Source organism: Streptococcus sp. KHUD_016, assembly GCF_051106465.1.
Lineage (GTDB): Bacteria > Bacillota > Bacilli > Lactobacillales > Streptococcaceae > Streptococcus.
Genome location: NZ_CP193663.1, coordinates 426,298 through 451,253 on the forward strand (window position 1 = coordinate 426,298; position 24,956 = coordinate 451,253).

Annotated in this window: 24 protein-coding genes; 22 read left to right on the forward strand and 2 right to left on the reverse strand. The window is 44.3% G+C overall.

The window, feature by feature from the left end; genetic code table 11:
- The 20 genes from yqeH (at window position 1) to ACORHV_RS02035 (ending at window position 19,981) form a co-directional block, all read left to right on the forward strand.
- Window positions 1–1,107 (forward strand): ribosome biogenesis GTPase YqeH, encoded by a 1,107-nt coding sequence (yqeH, locus tag ACORHV_RS01940; RefSeq protein WP_000391190.1) that lies wholly within the window; start codon window positions 1–3, stop codon window positions 1,105–1,107.
- A gap of 211 nt (window positions 1,108–1,318) precedes the next feature.
- Window positions 1,319–1,630, forward strand: coding sequence for a ribosome assembly RNA-binding protein YhbY (yhbY, locus tag ACORHV_RS01945; protein WP_061597968.1), 312 nt, complete (start codon window positions 1,319–1,321; stop codon window positions 1,628–1,630).
- 52 nt (window positions 1,631–1,682) lie between these two features.
- Complete coding sequence (locus ACORHV_RS01950; protein ID WP_268713631.1) at window positions 1,683–2,312, forward strand: nicotinate-nucleotide adenylyltransferase; 630 nt, start codon at window positions 1,683–1,685, stop codon at window positions 2,310–2,312.
- Window positions 2,312–2,905 carry a bis(5'-nucleosyl)-tetraphosphatase (symmetrical) YqeK gene (gene yqeK / locus ACORHV_RS01955; protein WP_195216272.1) on the forward strand — a complete coding sequence of 198 codons (594 nt, stop codon included), beginning with the start codon at window positions 2,312–2,314 and terminating at the stop codon, window positions 2,903–2,905. Before ACORHV_RS01950 ends, yqeK begins: the two co-directional genes overlap by 1 nt.
- A complete protein-coding gene (locus ACORHV_RS01960; RefSeq protein ID WP_434398551.1) occupies window positions 2,906–3,406 on the forward strand; it encodes a cysteine hydrolase family protein in 501 nt (166 codons plus the stop codon).
- A 12-nt stretch (window positions 3,407–3,418) separates the two neighbouring features.
- Window positions 3,419–3,772, forward strand: coding sequence for a ribosome silencing factor (gene rsfS, locus ACORHV_RS01965; protein WP_001003021.1), 354 nt, complete (start codon window positions 3,419–3,421; stop codon window positions 3,770–3,772).
- Window positions 3,773–3,978: 206 nt separating this feature from the next.
- A complete protein-coding gene (locus ACORHV_RS01970) occupies window positions 3,979–4,719 on the forward strand; it encodes a class I SAM-dependent DNA methyltransferase (RefSeq protein WP_268714084.1) in 741 nt (246 codons plus the stop codon).
- Window positions 4,720–4,728: 9 nt separating this feature from the next.
- Window positions 4,729–5,826 carry a nucleotidyltransferase gene (locus ACORHV_RS01975; protein ID WP_000155757.1) on the forward strand — a complete coding sequence of 366 codons (1,098 nt, stop codon included), beginning with the start codon at window positions 4,729–4,731 and terminating at the stop codon, window positions 5,824–5,826.
- A 203-nt stretch (window positions 5,827–6,029) separates the two neighbouring features.
- On the forward strand, window positions 6,030–7,643 hold the full coding sequence (locus tag ACORHV_RS01980) for a ribonuclease Y (protein WP_033606008.1): 1,614 nt from the start codon (window positions 6,030–6,032) through the stop codon (window positions 7,641–7,643).
- A gap of 134 nt (window positions 7,644–7,777) precedes the next feature.
- Window positions 7,778–8,404 carry a guanylate kinase gene (gmk, locus tag ACORHV_RS01985; RefSeq protein ID WP_000775041.1) on the forward strand — a complete coding sequence of 209 codons (627 nt, stop codon included), beginning with the start codon at window positions 7,778–7,780 and terminating at the stop codon, window positions 8,402–8,404.
- A 24-nt stretch (window positions 8,405–8,428) separates the two neighbouring features.
- A complete protein-coding gene (gene rpoZ, locus ACORHV_RS01990; RefSeq protein ID WP_002875802.1) occupies window positions 8,429–8,743 on the forward strand; it encodes a DNA-directed RNA polymerase subunit omega in 315 nt (104 codons plus the stop codon).
- 65 nt (window positions 8,744–8,808) lie between these two features.
- Complete coding sequence (locus ACORHV_RS01995; protein WP_434398555.1) at window positions 8,809–11,205, forward strand: primosomal protein N'; 2,397 nt, start codon at window positions 8,809–8,811, stop codon at window positions 11,203–11,205.
- A 12-nt stretch (window positions 11,206–11,217) separates the two neighbouring features.
- Window positions 11,218–12,153 (forward strand): methionyl-tRNA formyltransferase, encoded by a 936-nt coding sequence (gene fmt, locus ACORHV_RS02000; RefSeq protein WP_434398557.1) that lies wholly within the window; start codon window positions 11,218–11,220, stop codon window positions 12,151–12,153.
- Complete coding sequence (rsmB, locus tag ACORHV_RS02005) at window positions 12,146–13,459, forward strand: 16S rRNA (cytosine(967)-C(5))-methyltransferase RsmB (protein ID WP_434398559.1); 1,314 nt, start codon at window positions 12,146–12,148, stop codon at window positions 13,457–13,459. The genes fmt and rsmB overlap by 8 nt, the downstream gene beginning before the upstream one ends.
- 15 nt (window positions 13,460–13,474) lie before the next feature.
- Window positions 13,475–14,215 carry a Stp1/IreP family PP2C-type Ser/Thr phosphatase gene (locus ACORHV_RS02010; protein WP_000401533.1) on the forward strand — a complete coding sequence of 247 codons (741 nt, stop codon included), beginning with the start codon at window positions 13,475–13,477 and terminating at the stop codon, window positions 14,213–14,215.
- Window positions 14,212–16,113 carry a Stk1 family PASTA domain-containing Ser/Thr kinase gene (gene pknB / locus ACORHV_RS02015; protein ID WP_434398562.1) on the forward strand — a complete coding sequence of 634 codons (1,902 nt, stop codon included), beginning with the start codon at window positions 14,212–14,214 and terminating at the stop codon, window positions 16,111–16,113. The genes ACORHV_RS02010 and pknB overlap by 4 nt, the downstream gene beginning before the upstream one ends.
- Window positions 16,114–16,200: 87 nt before the next feature.
- Complete coding sequence (locus tag ACORHV_RS02020; protein ID WP_084922073.1) at window positions 16,201–16,959, forward strand: threonine/serine exporter family protein; 759 nt, start codon at window positions 16,201–16,203, stop codon at window positions 16,957–16,959.
- A gap of 1 nt (window position 16,960) precedes the next feature.
- Entirely contained in the window at window positions 16,961–17,416 is a 456-nt protein-coding gene (locus tag ACORHV_RS02025; protein WP_000176902.1) for a threonine/serine exporter family protein, read from the forward strand.
- Between the two features lie 118 nt (window positions 17,417–17,534).
- Window positions 17,535–18,707: a hydroxymethylglutaryl-CoA synthase gene (locus tag ACORHV_RS02030; RefSeq protein WP_434399023.1), complete on the forward strand. Its 1,173-nt coding sequence runs from the start codon at window positions 17,535–17,537 to the stop codon at window positions 18,705–18,707.
- Window positions 18,707–19,981, forward strand: coding sequence for a hydroxymethylglutaryl-CoA reductase, degradative (locus ACORHV_RS02035; RefSeq protein WP_434398565.1), 1,275 nt, complete (start codon window positions 18,707–18,709; stop codon window positions 19,979–19,981). The genes ACORHV_RS02030 and ACORHV_RS02035 overlap by 1 nt, the downstream gene beginning before the upstream one ends.
- A gap of 150 nt (window positions 19,982–20,131) precedes the next feature.
- Here the strand turns inward: ACORHV_RS02035 and ACORHV_RS02040 are convergent, their stop codons facing one another.
- Both ACORHV_RS02040 and ACORHV_RS02045 read right to left on the reverse strand, forming a co-directional pair.
- On the reverse strand, window positions 20,132–21,097 hold the full coding sequence (locus ACORHV_RS02040) for a LacI family DNA-binding transcriptional regulator (RefSeq protein WP_049479116.1): 966 nt from the start codon (window positions 21,095–21,097) through the stop codon (window positions 20,132–20,134).
- Window positions 21,078–22,532 (reverse strand): sucrose-6-phosphate hydrolase, encoded by a 1,455-nt coding sequence (locus ACORHV_RS02045; protein ID WP_434398568.1) that lies wholly within the window; start codon window positions 22,530–22,532, stop codon window positions 21,078–21,080. Before ACORHV_RS02045 ends, ACORHV_RS02040 begins: the two co-directional genes overlap by 20 nt.
- 91 nt (window positions 22,533–22,623) lie before the next feature.
- On the opposite strand from ACORHV_RS02045, the gene ACORHV_RS02050 reads away from it, so the two are divergent.
- A complete protein-coding gene (locus ACORHV_RS02050; RefSeq protein WP_434398570.1) occupies window positions 22,624–22,848 on the forward strand; it encodes a hypothetical protein in 225 nt (74 codons plus the stop codon).
- Window positions 22,849–22,912: 64 nt separating this feature from the next.
- Window positions 22,913–24,808, forward strand: a complete 1,896-nt coding sequence (locus ACORHV_RS02055; RefSeq protein ID WP_434398572.1) for a sucrose-specific PTS transporter subunit IIBC — start codon at window positions 22,913–22,915, stop codon at window positions 24,806–24,808.
- Window positions 24,809–24,956 lie beyond the last annotated feature (148 nt).

Sequence of the window (24,956 nt, forward strand, 5' to 3'; positions counted from 1 at the left end):
ATGGAAGAAATTCTCTGTATTGGATGTGGAGCAACCATTCAGACGACAGACAAGGCTGGTCTTGGATTTACTCCCCAGTCGGCACTTGAAAAAGGTTTGGAGACTGGCGAAGTTTATTGCCAACGCTGTTTTCGTCTCCGCCATTACAATGAAATCACAGATGTCCAGTTGACAGACGATGATTTTCTCAAGCTCTTGCACGAGGTGGGAGACAGTGATGCCTTGGTAGTGAATGTCATTGACATCTTTGATTTCAATGGATCAGTTATCCCAGGCTTACCGCGCTTTGTATCGGGCAATGATGTCCTCTTGGTGGGAAATAAAAAAGATATCCTGCCCAAGTCTGTTAAACCGGGCAAGATTAGCCAGTGGCTGATGGAGCGTGCCCACGAAGAAGGACTTCGTCCAGTGGATGTCGTCCTGACTTCAGCACAGAATAAGCATGCTATTAAGGAAGTCATTGACAAGATTGAACACTACCGTAAGGGCCGCGATGTCTACGTAGTTGGGGTAACCAACGTTGGAAAATCAACTCTCATCAATGCAATTATCCAAGAAATCACGGGTGACCAGAATGTCATCACGACTTCACGATTCCCAGGAACAACCTTGGACAAGATTGAGATTCCGCTTGACGATGGATCTTATATCTACGATACGCCGGGAATCATCCACCGTCACCAGATGGCCCACTACTTGACGGCTAAAAATCTCAAGTATGTCAGCCCTAAAAAGGAAATTAAGCCCAAAACCTATCAGCTTAATCCTGAACAAACCCTATTTTTAGGTGGTCTTGGACGCTTTGACTTCATATCAGGAGAAAAGCAAGGATTCACAGCTTTCTTTGACAATGAACTCAAACTCCACCGTACCAAGCTAGAAGGCGCTAGTGCTTTTTACGACAAGCACCTAGGAACCCTTCTGACACCACCAAATAGCAAGGAGAAAGAAGATTTTCCAAAATTAGTCCAGCATGTATTTACCATCAAGGACAAGACTGACTTAGTCATTTCAGGACTCGGCTGGATCCGCGTAACAGGCACCGCCAAAGTCGCCGTCTGGGCACCAGAAGGCGTCGCAGTCGTCACACGAAAAGTAATTATTTAAAATAAAATCACTGAGCGAACAAAGTGAGCTCATAAAAAGATAGTTATTGTCATGGTGTGATTGCCAATCGTTAGATTGGCAAGGGGCACAATTGAGATCTAGGCTCAATTGTGAGGTCAGGAAATCCATTTTTCAAAGATGAAGTCTTTGAAAAATTAGTTCCGACCGTCCCCCACCACCTAAAATAACTATCAAAAAAGGAAGAAAGATCATGTCATTAACATCGAAACAACGTGCCTTCCTCAACAGCCAGGCACACACCCTCAAACCCATCATACAAATCGGAAAAAATGGACTCAACGACCAAATAAAAACCAGCGTTCGTCAAGCTCTTGATGCCCGTGAATTAATCAAGGTAACGCTCTTGCAAAACACAGATGAAAACATCCATGAAGTAGCTGAAATCTTGGAAGAAGAAATTGGTGTAGATACTGTCCAAAAAATCGGACGCATCTTGATCTTGTTTAAACAATCCAACAAGAAAGAAAATCGCAAGATTTCCAAGAAAGTTAAAGAAATCTAAGACCGAAACTCCAAGAAACTGTTTTTACAGAGAATTAAAGGAAGACGAGCCTATGGCAATCGAATTATTGACTCCCTTTACCAAGGTAGAGTTGGAGCCAGAAATCAAGGAGAAAAAACGAAAACAAGTTGGGATTTTAGGGGGGAATTTTAACCCCGTTCACAATGCCCATCTTGTTGTGGCGGACCAAGTACGACAACAGTTAGGACTGGACCAGGTCCTGCTCATGCCTGAATATCAGCCACCTCATGTAGACAAAAAAGAAACCATCTCTGAACACCACCGTCTCAAGATGCTTGAATTGGCGATTGAGGGGATCGAAGGCCTAGCCATTGAAACTATTGAGCTAGAGCGCAAGGGCATTTCCTACACCTACGACACCATGAAGATTTTGACAGAGCAACATTCAGATACGGATTATTACTTCATTATCGGAGCTGATATGGTCGACTATCTGCCTAAGTGGTATCGGATTGATGAGCTGGTCGACATGGTTCAGTTTGTGGGAGTTCAGCGCCCACGCTACAAGGCAGGGACTTCCTATTCTGTTATCTGGGTGGATGTGCCCCTCATGGATATCTCATCCAGCATGGTGCGTGACTTCATTGCCCAAGGTCGGAAACCCAACTTTCTCCTACCTCAGGCTGTGCTAGACTACATCGAGAAGGAGGGACTCTACTGATGGCCTATCAAGACTATATCAATTGCTCCCGTGAGGCTTTGTTGGAAAAAATGGCAGAGCTTCTACCTGAAAAACGCTTAACCCATTGCTTGGGTGTGGAGCGTGCAGCCATAGAACTAGCTCAGCGCTTTGGTGTGGATAGTGAGAAAGCAGGCTTAGCAGGTCTTCTTCATGATTATGCTAAAAAGTTGTCAGATCAGGAATTTCTAAACTTGATTGACCGATATCAGCTAGACCCTGACCTCAAAAACTGGGGCAACAATGTCTGGCATGGGATGGTCGGCATCTACAAAATCAAGGAAGATTTGAACTTGCAAGATCCTGAAATCCTGCGAGCCATTGAAATCCATACAGTCGGAGCTGGTCAGATGACCGACCTAGACAAGGTTATCTACGTCGCAGACTATATCGAGCACAATCGTGCCTTTCCAGGAGTGGATCAGGCACGTGAGATTGCGAGTCTTTCGCTTAATAAGGCAGTGGCTTACGAAACAGCGCGAACTGTGGAGCATTTAGCTCATCAGGGATTTCCTATCTATCCCCAAACCCTTGCAACCTATAACGCCTATGTGCACTATTTGAAAGAGGACTAAATGAAGACAGCTTTTATAATCATTGATGTTCAGAATATTTTAGTGGAAACTGGGTTTCAGGCAAAAGGTCTATTGGAAAAAATTTCTTATTTACAAAACCAGGCTAGAAGCAAGAATATCGAAATCATCTATGTTCAACATATTGAGGACTCTGAAGCTCAAACATCAGAAGATTGGCAGTTATCTGAGTTTTTAAATCGAAAACCTAATGAAAAGGTCTTTCAGAAGAAGTATAACAGTATTTTCAAAGAAACTGGTTTAAAAGAATACTTGGATAAACAGGGAATTGAAAAATTAGTTTTATGTGGTATGCAGACAGAATATTGTGTGGATACCTCTGTCAAGGTTGCCTTTGAATATGGCTATCAGCTTATTATTCCAGAAGGAACTTGCACAACGTTTGATGGGAATGATATTCCAGCAGAAACGATAAATGAATTTTATGAGGGCATTTGGGAGGGGCGCTTTACAGATGTCCTAGATTACAAACATATTTTCTAAAAAGAGGACTAAATGAACGAAAAAGAATTACTAGAACTAGTCGTGAAAGCGGCTGATGAGAAACGTGCGGAGGATATCCTCGCACTTGATGTACAAGATTTGACCAGTGTTACAGACTACTTTGTCATCACGAGCTCGATGAATAGCCGTCAGTTAGACGCTATCGCTGATAATATCCGTGAAAAAGTAGCTCAAGCTGGTGTTAAAGGCAGCCATGTCGAAGGTGATGCAGCTGGAGGCTGGGTCTTGCTGGACCTTGGCGGTGTCGTTGTGCATATCTTCTCAGAAGAAATGCGTGCCCACTATAACCTAGAAAAACTATGGCATGAGGCGAATTCAGTAGATTTATCTGAAACTTTGGCGTAGAAGATGAACTCAGTTGTAGTCAACTGGGTTTATTTGCTTATTTTAAAAGGAAAGTGATAGAAAGGTAAGGGCGTCGTGTTTGGTTGATGTTGAAACTGAACACGAGCTAAAAGCTGTGAGAAAAAGAGTAACTTCCTTTGTATCTGATGATACGGCAGAAAGTTTCCTATTTTCTCTTTGCTTTTAACGCTCTTTGTATCTTAATTATGGCGACATATGAAACTTTTGCGGCTGTTTATGATGCGGTGATGGATGATAGTTTATACGACAAATGGACGGATTTTTCGCTGCAACATTTGCCAAAAACCAAGGAGAGAAAGAAACTCTTGGAGTTGGCTTGTGGGACAGGCATCCAGTCTGTGCGCTTTTCTCAGGCTGGTTTTGATGTGACGGGGCTTGACTTGAGTGCAGATATGCTGAAGATTGCGGAGAAGAGAGCTGCTTCAACCAAGCAAAAGATTGATTTTATTGAAGGCAATATGTTGGATTTATCCAAGGTGGGTAAATACGACTTTGTCACTTGCTATTCAGACTCTATCTGCTACATGCAGGATGAGGTCGAGGTAGGGGACGTCTTTAAAGAAGTGTATAATGCTCTTAACGAAGATGGGGTATTTATCTTTGATGTACATTCGACCTACCAGACAGATGAAGTTTTCCCAGGCTATTCTTACCATGAAAATGCAGAAGATTTTGCCATGCTCTGGGATACTTATGAGGATGCGGCACCTCATTCCATCGTGCATGAGTTGACCTTTTTCGTCAAGGAAGCAGACGGTTCCTTTAGTCGCCACGATGAAGTGCATGAGGAACGGACCTACGAGGTCTTGACCTATGATATTTTGCTGGAACAGGCTGGATTTAAGTCATTCAAACTTTATGCGGACTTTGAGGACAAGGAGCCAACAGAAACCAGTAGACGTTGGTTTTTTGTCGCGCAGAAGTAGGAGAACATCATGACCATCTCAGGTATTATCGCAGAGTTCAATCCTTTTCATAGTGGGCATAAATACCTGCTTGAGCAGGCGAAGGGGCTGAAAATCGTTGCCATGTCAGGGAATTTCATGCAGCGTGGAGAGCCTGCTATCGTGGACAAGTGGACACGGGCTCAAATGGCACTGGAGAATGGAGCAGACCTGGTAGTGGAATTGCCCTTTTTAGTCAGTGTTCAGGCAGCGGATTTCTTTGGACAAGGAGCAGTAGATATCTTGGATCGGTTGGGCATTGATAGCCTAGCTTTTGGGACGGAGGAAGTTCTGGATTATCAGAAAATTGCTGACCTATACACGGAGCAAGTTGCTGAGATGGAGAAATTTGTAGATAATCTGCCGGACTCTCTCTCTTATCCACAGAAAACCCAAGCCATGTGGCAGGAATTTGCAGGTCTTGATTTTTCAGGCAATACGCCTAATCATGTCCTTGCTCTGGCCTATGCCAAGGCGGTTGCAGGACGCAACATCAAACTGCATCCGATTCAGCGTCAGGGGGCAGGTTATCATTCTGTGGACAAGGATGTGGACTTCGCCTCGGCGACAGCCCTCCGTCAGCACCAGAGGGACAAAGATTTCTTAGAACGCTTTATGCCCTCTGTTGCCCTCTTTGAGCAGGCCTGTAAGGTGAGCTGGGATGACTATTTTCCCTTGCTCCACTATCAAATCTTGTCAAATCCAGACCTAACGACCATCTATCAGGTCAATCAAGAAATGGCTGTGCGTATTAAAGAGGCTATTAAAACAGCTCAGTCTGTTGACGAATTGGTCGAGGCGGTTGCCACTAAGCGATACACCAAAGCGCGTGTCAGACGCCTCTTGACCTATATCCTGGTGCAGGCCAGAGAAAGCGACTTGCCAGAAGCCATCCATGTCCTTGGCTTTACCGAAAAAGGCAGACAACATCTTAAGTCTCTGAAAGACCAAGTCCAACTAGTCAGCCGAATTGGCAAAGAACCTTGGGATACCATGACCCAAAAGGCAGACCAGATTTACCAACTAGGACAGCCAAGCATCGCAGAGCAGAATTTCGGCAGGGTGCCCATTAGAATAGAAACAAACTAAGTCTACTGAAAGGTGGACTTTTTTGCTTCGTTTTTCGTGGAAATTTAAATTTTTAAAGATTCTTAATTTTGCTTGAATATCCAAGGGATTTCTTCTAAAATTCACACAAAACTCTTCAATTTGGGTTTGTGAAAATCGGTTTTTTATGATAGAATATTAAGGAATGTATGTCATTCGATAAACAAATTTAATGAGGTAAAAACATGGAAATCATGACACTTGCGATTGCTGTTTTTGCCGTCATCATTGGTTTAGTCATTGGATATGTCAGCATCTCAGCTAAGATGAAATCATCTCAAGAGGCTGCAGAGTTGATGCTTCTAAATGCTGAACAAGAAGCAACTAATTTACGAGGACAAGCTGAGCGTGAAGCGGATTTACTGCTAAATGAAGCCAAGAGCGAAAGCAAGTCTCTTAAAAAAGAAGCACTATTGGAGGCCAAAGAGGAAGCCAGAAAATACCGTGAAGAAGTGGACGCTGAATTTAAGTCAGAACGTCAGGAGCTCAAGCAAATTGAAAGTCGTTTGACGGAGAGAGCTACGAGCCTTGACCGTAAGGACGACAATTTGACGAACAAAGAAAAAACACTTGAACAAAAAGAACAAAGTATTTCTGATAGAGCAAAAAACCTTGATGCACGTGAAGAGCAATTAGAGGAAGTCGAAAGACAAAAAGAAGCTGAACTTGAACGTATCGGCTCGCTTTCCCAAACTGAGGCTCGAGATATTATCTTGGCTCAAACAGAGGAAAACTTAACTAAGGAAATTGCTAGCCGCATTCGTGAGGCAGAGCAAGAAGTGAAGGAACGTTCAGACAAGATTGCCAAGGATATTTTGGTGCAAGCCATGCAGCGTATCGCTGGCGAGTATGTAGCGGAGTCAACAAACTCTACAGTTCACCTACCAGACGATACCATGAAGGGACGCATTATCGGACGCGAAGGTCGAAATATTCGTACCTTTGAAAGTTTGACAGGGGTCGATGTGATTATCGACGATACACCGGAAGTGGTGACCTTGTCAGGGTTTGATCCGATTCGTCGTGAAATTGCTCGTATGACCATGGAAATGTTGCTCAAGGATGGCCGCATCCACCCAGCTCGTATTGAGGAGTTGGTAGAGAAGAACCGTCAAGAGATTGACAATAAGATCCGTGAATATGGTGAGGCTGCTGCCTATGAGATTGGTGCGCCTAACCTCCATCCAGACTTGATGAAGATCATGGGACGCTTGCAGTTCCGTACTTCTTATGGACAAAATGTCTTGCGTCATTCGATTGAGGTTGCTAAGTTATCTGGTATCATCGCCAGTGAACTTGGTGAAAATGCAGCTCTTGCCCGCCGTGCTGGATTCCTTCATGACATCGGGAAAGCTATTGACCGCGAGGTTGAAGGCAGTCACGTTGAGATTGGCACGGAGTTAGCTCGTAAGTATAAGGAACACCCAGTTGTGGTGAATACTATTGCTAGCCACCACGGTGATGTCGAAGCTGAAAGCGTCATTGCAGTGATCGTTGCTGCAGCAGATGCCTTGAGTGCAGCGCGTCCAGGTGCTCGTAGCGAGTCTCTTGAAAGCTACATCAAGCGTCTCCATGATTTGGAAGAAATTGCCAATGGCTTTGAAGGGGTGCAAAATAGCTTCGCCCTTCAAGCAGGACGTGAAATCCGTATCATGGTTAATCCAGGACAAATCAAAGACGACAAAGTCACAATCTTGGCTCACAAAGTTCGTGAGAAAATTGAAAACAATCTCGATTACCCGGGAAATATCAAGGTAACCGTGATCCGCGAACTTCGTGCAGTAGATTATGCTAAATAAATAAGAAAGAGCAGTTGAAAAATTACTGCTTTTTTGTTACACTAGATAGAAAGACTGTAGAAGGATAACTGATGCTATCATCAGTATCCGAGAGAAATTTCACTTTATTTCACAGACTAACTAAAGGAGACATAATGGCAGACCGAGGCTTGCTGATCGTTTTTTCTGGTCCTTCAGGAGTTGGGAAAGGAACGGTTAGAAGAGAGATTTTTGAGAGTTCTGAGAATCAATTTCAATACTCTGTATCGATGACGACGCGTGCGCAACGTCCTGGTGAAGTGGACGGGGTGGACTATTTCTTCCGTACTCGTGAAGAGTTTGAAGAGCTGATCCGTCAAGGTCAGATGTTGGAATATGCAGAATATGTCGGTAACTACTATGGGACTCCTCTAACCTATGTCAATGAAACTTTGGACAAGGGAATCGATGTCTTTCTTGAGATTGAAGTCCAAGGAGCCCTTCAGGTTAAGAAAAAGGTTCCAGACGCTGTCTTTATCTTTCTAACGCCACCAGATTTGGATGAATTGCAAGATCGTTTGGTGGGTCGTGGAACAGATAGTGCAGAAGTGATTGCCCAACGAATCGAAAAAGCCAAGGAAGAAATTGCCCTCATGCGTGAGTATGATTATGCCATTGTCAACGATCAGGTGCCCCTCGCTGCTGAACGTGTCAAGCGTGTGATCGAAGCAGAACACTTCCGTGTGGACCGTGTCATTGGTCACTATCAGGAGATGTTGCCAAAATCTCCAACTACTCGATAAACTATAGGAAACAGGTACAAGCAAATGATGTTAAAACCCTCTATTGATACCTTGCTCGACAAGGTGCCATCAAAATATTCACTCGTAATCTTGGAAGCAAAACGTGCCCACGAACTAGAAGCAGGCGCGCCAGCAACTCAAGAGTTTAAGTCTGAAAAATCAACTCTTCGTGCTTTAGAAGAAATCGAGTCTGGAAACGTTACGATTCACCCAGATCCAGAAGGAAAACGTGAAGCGGTTCGTCTCCGTATCGAAGAAGAAAAACGCCGCAGAGAAGAAGAAGAAAAGAAAATCAAAGAGCAAATTGCTAAAGAAAAAGAAGATGGTGAAAAAATTTAAGGTTGGGGGGACTCAATCTTATTTTTTCTATTGCAAGAATTTACTGACAAGAAGGAGGTGAGAAGATGGCGAACGCAAAGATTATCGTGGATGTTCCCCTGATGCAGACGGACCAGCCCTATAGTTACAAGGTCCCTGAGGAATTTGTAGAGATGCTAGAAGTCGGTATGCGGGTTCATGTCCCCTTCGGTAAAGGCAATCGTTTGATCCAAGGGATTGTTCTTGGCTTGGAGTCCCAGTCGGATGAAGAAGTGGCAGATCAGGACCTGAAAGAGATTGCAGAGGTGCTAGACTTTTCTCCAGTCTTGACTCAGGAGCAACTCTGGCTGGCTGAGGAGCTACGTAAGTCAGTCTTTTCTTACAAGATCTCCATTCTAAAAGCCATGCTTCCAGGATTTTTAAACTCCAGCTATGATAAGATTCTCTATCCTCTAGAAAGCCTAAGTCAGGCAGTCAAAGAGCGCTTGTTTGGTTCTGAAGATTCGCTAGCCTTTTCTTCTCTAAACCTTGCCAAGCAGGCAGAAATGATGCGCTTGACCAGAAAAGGTCTGCTCTGCTTAGAATACCAGGCAGTCGATCAGAAGAAGGTCAAGACCCAGTCTTGGTATGAAGTCCATGTTGAGCAGTTAGAAGGTATTGAGATTTCTGCGCGTGCTAAGAAAAAGGCAGAGCTAAGAGACTATTTGCTTGCTCATGCGGAAAGTGCTCCTCTGGCTAGTTTATTAGAGTCCTATTCGCGAGAGCAAGTCAACTTTTTTGTGGATCAAGGAGCTCTAACCTTAGTTCAAAAGGAAGTGCAACGTTCAGCTGCTTATTTCGAAGGCATTGAAGCAAGTAGACCTTTGGAGCTGAATCCAGAGCAAAGACAAGCTCGCGATACGGTTATCAGTGCTATTGGCAGTCAGCAACCTCCTTTCCTCCTTCAAGGGATTACAGGAAGTGGGAAGACCGAGGTTTACTTGCAGATTATCCAAGGAGCCTTGGACAAGGGCAAGACAGCCATTTTGCTGGTACCTGAGATCTCTCTGACACCTCAGATGACAGAGCGTTTCATTGCTCGTTTTGGCGAGAAAGTAGCCATCCTTCACTCTGGTTTGTCTAATGGTGAGAAGTACGATGAATGGCGCAAGGTTGAGCGTGGAGATGCTCAAGTTGTGGTTGGCGCCAGATCGGCCATCTTTGCTCCTCTGAAAAATCTCGGTGTCATCATTATCGACGAAGAACATGAAGCTAGTTACAAGCAAGACAGCAATCCCCGATATCATGCTAGAGAGGTCGCCATTTTACGGGCTCAGTACAATCAAGCAGCCCTAGTCCTTGGTTCGGCAACACCGAGCTTAGAGAGCCGTGCGCGGGCTGGAAAAGGCGTCTATCAACACTTACGTCTGACCCAACGGGCCAATCCTTTAGCCACTATTCCTGAGGTTCAAGTGATTGACTTTCGGGACTATATCGGGCAGAATGAGACGTCAAACTTTACGCCTCCTTTGCTAGAGGCCATTCGAGATCGCCTGGATAAAAAAGAACAGGTAGTCCTCATGCTAAACCGTCGGGGCTATTCTAGCTTTGTTATGTGTAGGGAGTGTGGGACTGTGGATACTTGTCCCAACTGTGATATTTCTCTCACTCTGCACATGGATACCAAGACCATGAATTGCCATTACTGTGGCTTTTCTAAGGGCATTCCTCATGTCTGTCCAAACTGTCAGAGCCGAAGTATTCGTTACTATGGGACAGGGACTCAGAAAGCCTATGATGAGCTAGCAGAGCTCTTTCCTCAGGCCCGCATTCTGCGGATGGATGTGGATACGACCCGTAGGAAAGGCAGTCACCAAGCTCTTCTTGACCAGTTTGGGCGAGGGGAAGCAGATATCTTGCTGGGAACTCAGATGATTGCCAAGGGCTTGGATTTTCCAAATGTGACTCTGGTCGGAGTTCTTAATGCGGATACGGCCTTGAATCTGCCTGATTTTCGTTCTTCTGAGAGAACCTTCCAACTCTTGACCCAGGTGGCTGGTCGTGCAGGTCGAGCGGAAAAAGCTGGACAGGTCTTGATCCAGTCTTACAATCCAGAACACTATGCCATTCGATTTGCCAAAGACCAAGATTACGAAGGTTTTTATGCCTATGAAATGAGTATTAGGCGCCAACTCGGCTATCCGCCTTATTATTTCACTATTGGGATTACCCTCTCTCACAAGAAAGAAGAGGAGGTTGTCAAACGTGCCTATGAAGTTATGGGAATTTTGCGCTCAGGTTTATCGGAAACTAGTAAAATCCTTGGACCGACACCAAAACCCATTGCCCGTACCCACAACCTTTATCATTACCAGATTTTGATTAAATACCGTTTAGAAGATGAGCTGGGGCCAACCCTTAACCAGATCTTGGCCTTGACTCAAGAACGGGAAAATAGCGAGCTTCGTCTCAGCATTGACCACGAACCGCAGCAATTTTTATAAGAAGGAGAAGAAATGACAAAACTAATCTTTATGGGGACACCTGATTTTTCAGCGACAGTTTTGAAGGGGTTGTTATCAGACGACCGTTACGAAATTCTGGCTGTTGTGACCCAGCCAGACCGCGCTGTCGGCCGTAAAAAGGTGATCCAAGAAACCCCAGTCAAGCAGGCTGCCAAAGAAGCGGGTCTCCCTATCTACCAACCTGAAAAATTATCTGGAAGTCCAGAGATGGAAACAATTATGAATTTAGGAGCGGATGGAATTGTGACCGCTGCTTTTGGGCAATTTCTCCCAAGTAAACTCCTTGATAGCATGAATTTTGCGGTCAACATTCACGCTTCCCTTCTTCCCAAACACCGTGGTGGCGCCCCCATTCATTATGCCTTGATTCAAGGAGATGAGGAAGCTGGTGTGACCATTATGGAAATGGTCAAGGAAATGGATGCAGGAGATATGATTTCTCGCCGCAGTATTCCCATCACAGATGAGGACAATGTCGGAACCCTGTTTGAAAAATTGGCAATCGTTGGTCGTGATTTGCTTTTGGATACCCTGCCTGGCTATATTGCTGGGGAGATCAAACCTGTGACTCAGGACCCAAGTCTAGTCACTTTCTCGCCAAATATCAAGCCAGAAGAAGAGAAACTCGATTGGACTAAAACCAATCGCCAACTCTTCAACCAAATCCGTGGGATGAATCCATGGCCTGTTGCCCATACTTTTCTCAAAGGCGACCGCTTTAAGATCTATGAAGCCCTACCAGTAGAAGATCAGGGAAATCCAGGTGAAATCCTCTCAATTGGCAAGAAAGAATTAATAGTTGCAGCGGCTGAAGGTGCTCTGTCTCTCAAGCAAGTGCAACCAGCTGGTAAGCCTAAGATGGATATCGTATCCTTCCTCAACGGAGTTGGACGGACATTAACTGTAGGAGAACGATTTGGTGACTAAAGTAGAAACGGCTAGAAGTCTAGCTCTAACAGTGCTAGAGGATGTTTTTATCAACCAAGCATACTCCAATATTGCCTTAAACAAACACCTCAAGGGGAGTCAACTCTCAGCACCAGACAAGGGCTTGGTGACAGAGATTGTCTATGGAACGGTAGCCCGTAAACTGACTCTGGAATGGTACCTGTCCCACTTTATCGAAGACCGAGACAAGCTAGATAACTGGCTCTATATCCTGCTCCTTCTTAGCGCCTACCAACTTCGGTATCTGGATAAGGTTCCTAATCACGCTGTAGTCAATGAAGCGGTAGAACTAGCCAAAGCCCGTAAAAAAGGCAGTGAAAAATTGGTCAACGCCGTCCTTCGTCGTATTTTGCGAGAAGGCTGGCCAGATGTTGACAGTATCAAACGCAAAAATAAGCGTGATTCCATTGCCTATTCTATCCCGGTTTGGCTAGTATCTAAGCTCAAGGAAGAATACGGTGAAGAGCGAGCACAAGCCATCTTTAAAAGTCTCTTGGTGCGCAACAAAGCTAGCATCCGGGTGGCTGACTTGAGTCGAAAAGAGGAAATCAAAGCCGTGTTAGAGGCGACTGATTCTCCTTTGGCTCCCACTGGTCTGGTCAAGGAACAAGGCCACTTTGCAGGACATGACTTGTTTGCAGAAGGGGCCATTACCATCCAAGATGAGTCCAGTCAACTGGTTGCTCCGACTCTTGATCTACAAGGTGATGAACAGGTCCTAGATGCCTGTGCCGCTCCGGGTGGGAAAACAGCCCATATGGCTTCTTATCTCACGACAGGTCAGGTTACTGCTCTGGACTTGTATGACCATAAGTTGGACTTGATCCAAGAAAATGCGGAGCGTTTGGGTGTGGCAGATCGAGTTCAAACGCAAAAATTGGATGCCAGAAAAGTGCATGAGTTTTTCGGTCGGGACTCTTTTGATAAGATTTTGGTAGATGCTCCCTGTTCTGGTATTGGGCTCTTACGTCGCAAACCAGATATCAAATACAATAAAGAAACAGCAGATTTCACGTCCTTACAGGAAATTCAGCTGGAAATATTAGGTAGTGTTTGTCAAACACTACGTAAAGGTGGTATAATAACGTATAGTACCTGTACTATTGTCTCTGAGGAGAACTTTCAAGTCGTTGAGGCATTTTTAGAAAGTCATCCCGAGTTTGAGCAGGTTAAACTAGAACACGAATGCAAAGATATCCTGAAAGATGGCTGCATCCTGATTACTCCTGAATTGTATGGAAGTGATGGATTCTTTATTAGCCAATTTCGCAAGATATCAGAATAGGAAGGAACTGACACAATGGAAATAGCATTATTAACAGATGTTGGTCAGAAACGGACAAATAATCAGGACTATGTCAATCACTTTGTCAACCGAGCAGGACGCACTATGATCATCTTGGCTGACGGGATGGGAGGACACCGTGCAGGAAATATCGCTAGTGAGATGGCAGTCACAGACCTCGGTGTGGATTGGGTGGATACCCAAATTAACTCAGTCAATGAAGTTCGTGAGTGGTTTGCCCACTACCTGGAGATTGAAAATCAAAAAATTCATCAACTAGGTCAGGACGAAGCATACAGAGGCATGGGGACAACGCTAGAAGCTGTTGCGTTTATTGACAACCAAGCCATCTATGCTCACATTGGAGATTCTCGTATCGGTTTGATTCGTGGAGAAGAATACCACCAGTTGACGAGTGACCATTCCTTGGTCAACGAATTGCTCAAGGCTGGTCAATTGACTCCAGAAGAAGCAGAAACTCACCCTCAAAAGAATATCATCACCCAGTCTATCGGACAAAAAGATGAAATCCAGCCAGATTTTGGTATGATTACACTGGAGTCAGGAGATTATCTCTTGCTCAATAGTGATGGTTTGACCAATATGATTTCGGCAAGCGAGATTTATGATATCGTAACCAGTGATATTTCCCTAGCAGACAAGGCGGCAACCCTCATTCGCTTCGCTAACAATGCAGGAGGTTTAGACAACATTACGGTTGCCCTTGTTTATATGAACGAGGAGGCAGCAGAATGATCCAAATCGGCAAGATTTTTGCCGGGCGGTATCGGATTGTCAAGCAGATTGGTCGAGGAGGCATGGCAGATGTTTACTTGGCCAAGGATTTGATCCTAGACGGGGAAGAAGTGGCAGTGAAGGTCCTGAGGACCAACTACCAGACGGACCCGATTGCTGTGGCACGTTTCCAGCGTGAAGCGAGGGCCATGGCTGATCTGGACCATCCTCATATCGTTCGGATAACAGATATTGGTGAGGAAGACGGTCAACAGTACCTAGCTATGGAATACGTAGCAGGTCTTGACCTCAAGCGTTATATCAAAGAACACTATCCTCTTTCAAATGAAGAAGCAGTTCGGATCATGGGGCAAATCCTCTTGGCCATGCGCTTAGCCCATACTCGAGGAATTGTTCACCGGGATTTGAAACCTCAAAATATCCTCTTGACACCAGACGGCACAGCTAAGGTCACGGACTTTGGGATTGCCGTAGCCTTTGCGGAGACTAGTCTGACCCAGACAAACTCAATGTTAGGCTCTGTTCATTATTTGTCACCTGAGCAAGCGCGTGGTTCTAAAGCGACTTTCCAGAGCGATATCTATGCGATGGGGATTATCTTCTATGAAATGCTGACGGGACATATCCCTTATGATGGGGATAGTGCGGTTACGATTGCCCTCCAGCATTTCCAGAAGCCACTTCCGTCCGTCATTGCTGAAAACCCATCTGTCCCTCAGGCTTTGGAAAATGTTGTCATCAAGGCAACTGCTAAGAAATTGTCTGATCGCTATCAGTCTGTTTCGGAAATGTATGTGGACTTGTCAACTAGCTTGTCTTATAATCGTCGGAATGAGCCGAAACTGGTCTTTGACGATGCGAGTAAGGCAGACACTAAGACTTTACCTAAAGTTCCACAAAGTACACTGACATCGATTCCTAAAGCTCCGGCGCAGGAAGAACGCCCTCAGCCAAAGAAACCAACTCAACCAGTGGCAGAGCCGGCTCCAGCGCCAAAGCCAGCCAAGAAACGGAAGTTTAAGGCTCGCTATATGATTCTTTTGGCCAGTCTTCTATTGGTTGCAGCCTCTTTGGTCTGGATTTTGTCAAGAACACCAGCAACGATTGCTATTCCTAACGTGGCTGGACAAACCGTTGCAGAGGCTAAGGAAGCTCTTAAAAAATCCAAGTTTGAAGCCGGTGAAGAAAAGTCAGAAGCCAGCGATACCGTAGCAGAAGGACGTGTTATTCGAACGGATCCAGAAGCTGGTAGTGGCCGAAAAGAAGGAACCAAGGTCAATTTGATCGTTTCTTCTGGTAAGCAATCCTTCCAATTGAGCAATTACGTCGGACGCAAGTATACGGATGTCGTAGCCGAACTCAAGGAGAAGAAGGTTCCTGAAAATCTAATCAAGATGGAAGAGGAAGAATCCAATGAAAGCGAACCTGGAATAGTCCTCAGACAGACCCCTGCTTCGGGTTCGACCTATGATCTCTCAAAAGCCACTACGATTACCTTAACAGTGGCTAAGAAGGTGACTAGTGTCAGCATGCCGAACTACATCGGTTCAAGTCTCGAGTTTACAAAGAATAACTTGACTCAGATTGTCGGTGTGAAGGAAGCAAATATTGAGGTTGTAGAAGTATCGACTGCTCCTGAAGGAACCGCAGAAGGAACTGTTGTAAGTCAAACGCCAAGAGCAGGAGAACAGGTTGATCTTGCAAGTACGCGTATCAAACTTTCTATCTACAAACCAAAAACACCGCCATCAACTTCATCCTCTAATCCTGCCCAACGTGGGAACCAAGGTTCTACAACCACTCCAAACCAGGGGAACCAACAAGGAAATCAACAAGGGAACACTCCTTCTAGCAGTTCATCTAATAGTGAAGGAACTCACGAAAGTTCTCGAGATTAAACGAATCTTTGTCATGATTTCATGACAAAGATTTTTTTTCACAAGATTTTGTGATAAAATATAGGAAGTAGAAAAAAGGAGGAGAAAATGGACGAATCGAGAGAGTTGAATGCCGTCATTGATGTGATTATGCTAGCAGGAACCATTCTCCTGAAAAGTGGCTCAGAGATTCATCGGGTTGAGGATACTATGATCCGTATTGCCCATTCGCAGGGAATAATGGATTGCAATGTTCTTGCCATGCCCGCAGCTATTTTCTTTTCTATTGAAAACACCAATATTTCTCGGATGAAACGGGTGACGTCATCCTCTTATAACATTGAAAAAGTCTGCGATGTCAACCAGGTATCACGAGAGCTTGTTGGTGGCCAGATTGATCTTTCTACAGCCTTTCAAAAGCTGAAGGAAATCAGAAATCAAGCTCTTCCTTATAGTAAGTTCCAAGTGACCATCGCAGCGACCCTCAGTGCCCCTTTCTTCTCGATTATGTTTGGAGGCAATATCTATGATGCTTTTGGTGCGGCTATTGCGACTTTATTTGGATTTGCCTTCTCTCTCTACGTAGAGAGGTTTGTCCGCATTCCTTTTGTAACAGCCTTTGCAGGAGCCTTTGTTTTTGGCTTGATTGCCCAGTTCTGGGCCCGTTATACTGGATTTCCTTCGACGGCAGACCTGATTATAGCAGGAGCCGTCATGCCCTTTGTTCCAGGGATTGCTCTGACCAATGCGGTTCGGGATATCATGACCAACCATATCAACTCTGGTATGAGCAAGATGTTTGAATCTTTGCTTATTACCCTCGCTTTAGGGGCTGGCACCTCTGTCGCCCTGGTTTTGATGACATAAGATGACTCTAACAAGTATTTTGCTCCAAGCAGTGGCGAGTTTACTCGCCATCATCACCTTTCTAATCGTACTGAATGTTCAACGCTCCATGCTCCTACCTGGTGGTATTTTGGGAATGGGTGTTTGGCTCCTCTATCTCGTGCTCAAAGAACCAACCAATGTTATTATTGCGACCTTTATCGCAGCAGTAATTGGCTCTTGCATCAGTCAGATTTTAAGTATTGTCTATAAGACACCAGCGGTGGTCTTTGTCTTGGCTATTCTTGCCCCCTTGGTGCCAGGTTATTTATCCTATCGAACGACAGCTTTCTTTGTGACAGGCGATTACAGCCATGCTATTGCCAGCGCGACTTTGGTGGTTATGTTAGCCCTCGTTATTTCTATTGGAATGGCAAGTGGAACGGTAATTCTAAAGCTTTATTACTACATCCGAAAACAACGAGGAATCTCTTCCTAATGCAGTCAAAGCAAAGACTTGATTTGTTGAATCAAGTCTTTTTTCTCTCTTTTGTTCCTATTTGTGATAAAATAGAATGAAACGATTTTTTACAATGAATGAAAAAACAGAGGTAAATATGACAATCGGTATTGATAAGATTGGTTTTGCGACCAGTCAATATGTCTTGAAATTACAAGACTTAGCAGAAGTGAGGGGAGTTGACCCCGAAAAATTTAGCAAGGGACTCTTGTTAAATGAAATTAGTATTGCGCCACTGACTGAGGACATTGTTACCTTGGCAGCTAGTGCAAGCAACTCTATCCTCACAGATAAAGAAAAAGAAGAAATCGACATGGTCATTGTGGCGACCGAGTCAGGAATTGACCAGAGTAAGGCAGCGGCAGTCTTTGTTCATGGCCTATTAGGCATTCAGCCTTTCGCCCGTAGCTTTGAAATCAAAGAAGCCTGCTATGGAGCGACAGCTGCCCTTCATTATGCTAAATTGCATGTGGAGAATTCTCAAGAGTCTAAGGTTTTGGTCATCGCCAGTGATATTGCCAAGTATGGTGTAGGAACTCCAGGTGAACCAACTCAGGGTGCTGGAAGTGTGGCGATGTTAATCACCCAAAATCCTCGCATCATGGCCTTTAACAATGATAACGTTGCCCAAACGCGTGACATCATGGATTTCTGGCGTCCGAACTACTCAAGCACTCCTTATGTAAACGGCATGTACTCGACCCAACAGTATCTTGATTGCCTGACAACGACTTGGGATGAATACAAGAAACGCTATGATTGGACTATGGATGACTTTGCGGCTATCTGCTTCCACTTGCCTTATCCTAAGTTGGCCCTAAAAGGCTTGCGCAAGATGATGGACAAGACTCTATCTCAGGAGAAGCAGGATAGTTTGCAAGAAAACTTTGATAAGTCCATTCTCTATAGTCAGATGATTGGGAATATCTACACAGGTTCCCTCTTCCTCGGTCTTCTCTCCCTTTTGGAAAATGCAGAGACTTTGAAGGCTGGAGATAAAATTGCCCTCTACAGTTACGGAAGTGGAGCGGTGTCAGAGTTCTTTAGTGGTGAATTGGTCGAAGGCTATGAGGCTTACCTTGATAAGGATCGCTTGAGTAAACTCAAGAAACGTACAGCATTGTCTGTTGCAGACTATGAAAAAGTCTTCTTCGAAGACTTGCAGTTGGATGAGTCTGGCTCAGCTCAATTTGCAGGTTATGAACATCAAGACTACGCCTTGGTTGAAATTGTCGACCACCAACGCCGTTATAGCAAGGTTGAAAAATAATGAAGATAAGTTGGAATGGATTTTCTAAAAAATCATACCAAGAGCGCCTGGAGTTGTTGCGAGCTCAGGCGCTCCTTAGTCCTGAAAAGCAAACCAGTCTGGAGCAGGATGAACAGGTCAGTTTGGCAGTTGCAGACCAGCTGAGTGAAAATGTGGTAGGAACTTTTTCTCTGCCTTATTCGATCATTCCAGAACTTTTGGTGAACGGTCAGGACTATACAGTTCCCTATGTGACAGAAGAACCCTCAGTGGTTGCTGCGGCCAGCTATGCAAGTAAAATCATCAAGCGGTCTGGTGGCTTTACTGCTCAAGTACATGAGCGCCAGATGATTGGGCAGGTAGCCCTTTATCAAGTTGCTGATCCTGAACAAGCGCAAGAGAAGATTTCCAGCAAGAAAGCCGAACTCTTGGAACTTGCCAATCAAGCCTATCCTTCTATCGTCAAACGTGGAGGCGGGGCGCGTGATTTACATGTAGAGCAGATCAAAGGTGAAACAGACTTTCTCGTTGTTTATCTCCATGTTGATACTCAGGAAGCCATGGGAGCCAATATGCTCAACACCATGCTGGAAGCCTTGAAGCCAGTCTTAGAAGAACTCAGTCAAGGACAGAGTCTTATGGGAATTTTGTCCAACTACGCGACTGATTCTCTGGTGACAGCAAGTTGTCGTATCGCCTTTCGCTACTTGAGTCCCCAAAGGGACCAAGGACGAGAAATTGCGGAGAAAATAGCCTTGGCTAGCCAGTTTGCGCAGGCTGATCCTTACAGAGCGGCTACTCATAATAAAGGGATTTTTAACGGTATTGATGCCATTTTAATCGCCACGGGTAATGACTGGCGTGCTATCGAAGCTGGGGCCCATGCCTTTGCCAGTCGAGATGGACGCTATCAAGGTCTTAGTCAATGGAAGCTGGACATGGAAAGAGAAGAATTGGTTGGTGAGATGACATTACCCATGCCGGTAGCTACAAAGGGTGGCTCTATTGGACTCAACCCACGTGTAGCCCTCAGTCATGAACTACTAGGAAATCCTTCAGCCAAGGAATTAGCTCAAATTATCGTGTCCATCGGTCTTGCCCAAAACTTTGCGGCCCTCAAAGCCTTGGTAAGTACGGGCATCCAGCAAGGCCACATGAAATTGCAGGCCAAATCTCTAGCTCTCCTAGCAGGTGCTAGTGAGTCTGAAGTTGCTCCCCTCGTTGAGCGCCTCATCGCAGATAAAACCTTTAACTTAGAGACAGCCCAGCGCTATCTGAAAAGTTTACGATCATAAAAAACTCAGACGAAGCAGTCTGAGTTTTCTTGTGTTTATACTCAATGAAAATCAAAAAGCAAACTAGGAAGCTAGCCGCAGGCTGCTCAAAACACTGTTTTGAGGTTGCAGATGGACGCTGAAGTGGTTTGAAGAGATTTTCGAAGAGTATTAAATACTTTTTCCTGGTAATAGGGTGACTGGTAAGAAGTAACCAGTTGTCGCAACTTCCTTGCCTTCAATCTTCTGCAAGAGGAGATCGACAGTGAGTTGGGCAATCTCTTTCATAGGTTGCTTAATCGTTGTCAGGTGAGGATAGTAGTTCTCGATAAAGTAAGTCCCATCATAGCCGATGACCTTGAGCTCATCAGGAACAGAAATTCCCAGCTCTTGAGCGATTTTGATCACTAGAATAGCTGTCAAATCATCTGAAGCAAAAATTGCATCTGGTTTCTGATGGGTCAAGATGTTCTTGATTTCCATTTCTTTTCGGACGGGCGAAAAGTCACTGGAAACATTGATAATAGGCGCTTTTGGGAGTACAGAGGCAAAGCCAGCATGGCGCAGTCCAGTCGGTGAATTCGAGTTATCATTTCCTGTAATCATGATGATAGACTGGGCTCCAGTCTTAACCAGAGTTTGGGCTGCGAGGACCCCGCCACCGTAGTTATCAGAGGAGACGACAGGGATGTCTGGTGACAAGTTTCGGTCAAAGGAAATGATCGGTGCCGTCACACGATTGTAGTCTTCGATTCCCAAGTTGTGACTTCCAGAAATGATACCATCGACCTGGTTGGCCTCCAGCATTTCAATGTACTCCCGTTCTTTTTCAGAGTCGTGTTCGCTGTTACAGATGATGGTCTTGTAGCCATTCTTGAAGAGTTGGTGTTCCAACTTGTCAATCAACTCCGCATAAAAGACATGACTGATGTTTGGAAAAATGAGTCCAATCAACTTGGCAGATTTTCCTTGAAGACTTCGAGCCAGATTATTGGGCTTGTAGCCTAGCTCTCGCATGGCTTCATTAACCTTTTGGATGGTTTTCTCAGATAGATAACCCTTTTTATTGATGACCCGTGAGACGGTAGTAGGGCTGACGCCTGCAAGTTTTGCGACATCAGTTAGTTTTGCGACCATAATCTAATTCATAGTAAGTTCCAGTTGGGTTTCCAAACTTGATGAGGATACCGTTTTGATCCACATGTGGGAAGACACGACCAGAAAATACTTTTTCTCCTTTATTGATGAAAATTTCAAATACTGACTTATCGATGAAGATAGTGGCAGTAGTAGCTTGGTTATCGATAGGGCAAGAACGAGTCGTACCAAATTCTTGGGCGTACTGTTCACCAGCCTGACTACGATCCACTGTCACCTGTCCATTGACAAGGTCAAAGCTGATTGAAAGCCCCTTGCCTTCTTTATCAGCAAGTAAGACAATCTCGCTTTGGCTATTGGCCTCCAAGTTGAGCTCGAGTTCATAGGTGTTATTGGTTTGAGTACGATTTGAGAAGACCTCTTCAGAAGAACGAAGTTCTTTGACAGCTGAGACAGGATATTGGTAGAGTTTGCCATCTTTGATAGTGAGTTCTTTGATCAATGAGAAGGTTCCTTGGTGGTCAAAACGGTCAGATGGGTAAGAAACATCTGGTAACCCAAGCCAGCTTACTGCCAATGTACGTCCATCCGGAGCGTTGAAGGCTTGAGTCGCATAGGCTTCAAAACCATAGTCTAGATTTTGCAATGGAGACACATCTACCATTTTGGCATTTTCAGGATCAAAGGAAGCCCCGATTTTGTACATATTTGGATAGATATTATCATAGTCTAGAACAATCTTATCCAATCCTTGTGGACAGTAGAGAAGGACAGGTTGCTCCCCTACAAAGACCAGATTTGGGCATTCCATCATGTAGGCAGTGCGGTCGTTAGCAAAGTCAAGGTCACCAACCGCTTGCCAGTTTGTATAATCATTGTCCACAGCCTTGTAGAGACGAACGAAGCCTTTTTTCTCCAAGTCCTGTCCACCGACGATAGCATAATATTGACCTTTAAAGTTAAAAATTTGTGGATCGCGGAAGTGGTCAGTAGAGTCTGCTGGCTGGTCAATCAAGATCTTGTCAATCTTTGTAATCTTGCCATCCTTATCCATCAAAGCACCAATCTGGTAGGGGTGACGGATCCAGTTTTCATCACGGACATTTCCAGTATAAAATAGGAACAACTGATCGCCAAACTGCATGGCAGAACCAGAGTAGGCACCGTGGCTATCTAATGGAGTATCTGGCAAAACTTTGACTCCAGTTTCTGTAAAGTGCACCAAATCCTCACTTTCAAGCTGCACCCAAGACTTCAACCCATGGGCTGCGCCAAAGGGGAAGTTCTGGTAAAAGAGAATCCATTTGCCATCAAAATAAGAAAAGCCATTTGGATCATTGAGAAGCCCTATTTTAGGCTCGACATGGTAACGAGTATGCCAAGGAGATTGTGCCATCTTTTCCTTGATTTGCTTGATTTCATCATTAGACCAATCTTCATAGCGTCTGTAACGGCGCTCGGTTGTCCATTCCATTTTATCTTTCCTCCATAAGTTCTATTCTACTATTAATAGTAAACGTTTTCGGCAAAAAAAGCAAGTCTTTTATGTTAAAAAAAAGAAAAATATGTCAAACGATTGCCATAAATCAAGTAAAGGGAATCTGGCAAATTTTCACGAAAAAATGAAAGAAAATGTAAATAAAAGCCTTGAACCCTCAAGTTTAAAGATATTTTTTTTTGAGGAAAAAGAGAATATCCCTCAAAAACGCGCAGAAATAATCAGAGAAAAAAGAAAGGGAATAAAATTTTCTGCAAAACGCTTGACATATTTTAGAAACGTGATAAAATAATAGTCGTAGGGCGAATAAAATCGCTTTCAAACAAGAACAAAATTTTATAAGGAGATTTTTGCAAATGAACAATCAGGATATTGCAAAAAAGGTCATCGAAGCCCTTGGCGGACGTGAAAATGTCAACAGTGTAGCCCACTGTGCAACTCGTCTACGTGTCATGGTCAAAGATGAAGGGAAAATCAATAAGGAAGTGATTGAGAACTTGGATAAAGTTCAAGGAGCTTTCTTTAACTCAGGCCAATACCAAATCATATTTGGGACTGGTACAGTAAACAAGATGTATGACGAAGTGGTTGCACTTGGTTTGCCAACATCTTCTAAAGAAGATATGAAAGCAGAAGCTGCTAAACAAGGAAATTGGTTCCAACGTGCTATCCGTACTTTCGGTGACGTCTTCGTTCCAATCATTCCAGTTATCGTAGCAACTGGTCTCTTCATGGGTGTTCGTGGTCTCTTGACTGCTCTTGGAATGACACTTCCAGAAGATGTGACAACTTATACTCAGATCTTGACAGACACTGCCTTTATTATCTTGCCAGGTTTGGTTGTTTGGTCAACTTTCCGTGTATTCGGTGGTAACCCAGCTGTTGGTATCGTTCTTGGTATGATGCTCGTTTCTGATTCACTTCCAAATGCCTGGGCTGTTGCGTCTGGTGGTGAAGTAACTGCAATGCAGTTCTTCGGATTTATCCCAGTTGTAGGTTTGCAAGGTTCAGTTCTTCCAGCCTTCATCATCGGGGTTGTCGGAGCTAAGTTTGAAAAAGCAGTTCGTAAGGTTGTTCCAGATGTACTTGACCTCTTGGTAACACCGTTTGTAACACTCCTTGTAATGTCAATCCTTGGATTGTTTGTTATCGGACCAGTCTTTCACGTTGTTGAAAACTACATTCTCATTGGAACAAAAGCTATTCTTAACTTGCCATTCGGACTTGGTGGTTTCTTGATTGGTGGAGTTCACCAATTAATCGTCGTATCAGGTGTTCACCACATCTTCAACTTGCTTGAAGTTCAATTGCTTGCTGCTGACCACGCTAACCCATTCAACGCTATCATTACTGCAGCTATGACTGCTCAAGGTGCTGCAACTGTTGCCGTTGGTGTGAAAACTAAAAATCCTAAACTTAAAACTCTTGCTTTCCCAGCTGCTCTTTCTGCCTTCCTAGGTATTACTGAGCCTGCTATCTTCGGGGTTAACTTGCGTTTCCGTAAGCCTTTCTTCCTTTCATTGATTGCTGGTGCAGTCGGTGGTGGACTTGCTTCAATCCTTGGACTTGCTGGTACTGGTAATGGTATCACAGTCATCCCTGGTACAATGCTTTACATTGGGAATGGACAACTTCTACAATACCTTCTTATGGTAGCTGTATCCTTTGCACTTGGTTTTGCTCTTACTTACATGTTTGGTTACGAAGATGAAGTAGAAGAGGTTGCAGGAGCAATTTCTGAAGCTGAAACAGATCGTTTGACTGAAGAAGCAGTAACTGGTACTGTGATTTCACCAAGCGAAGGTGTTATCCAAACACCAATCGTTGGTGATGTCGTTGCTCTTTCAAATGTGAATGATCCAGTCTTCTCAAGTGGAGCTATGGGACAAGGTATTGCTGTAAAACCGAGTGAAGATGTTGTTTACGCACCAGCTGATGCTGAAGTGACAATTGTCTTCCCAACAGGACATGCTTATGGCCTAAGAACAGCTAACGGAGCTGAAATCTTGATCCACGTCGGTATCGATACGGTGACAATGAACGGTGAAGGCTTTGAACAAAAGGTTGCTCAAGGCGACAAGGTCAAAGCTGGTGACATTCTCGGAACCTTTGACTCAAACAAAATCGCTGCCGCAGGTCTTGACGACACAACAATGGTTATCGTAACCAACACTGCAGATTACGCTTCTGTAACACCAGTCGCAAGTGGTTCAGTTGTCAAGGGCGACGCGATCATCGAAGTGAAAGCCTAATCCTCTTCAAGAATCAAATCTAAAAACAAAACGAACAAATGACATGTTTGTTCGTTTTTGCTTGAATGGTAAGATTTACAGAGGAAAATCTAAAATATAGAGAAATCTAGACTTTCAAAATATGCTATAATAAAGAAAATAAAAACAA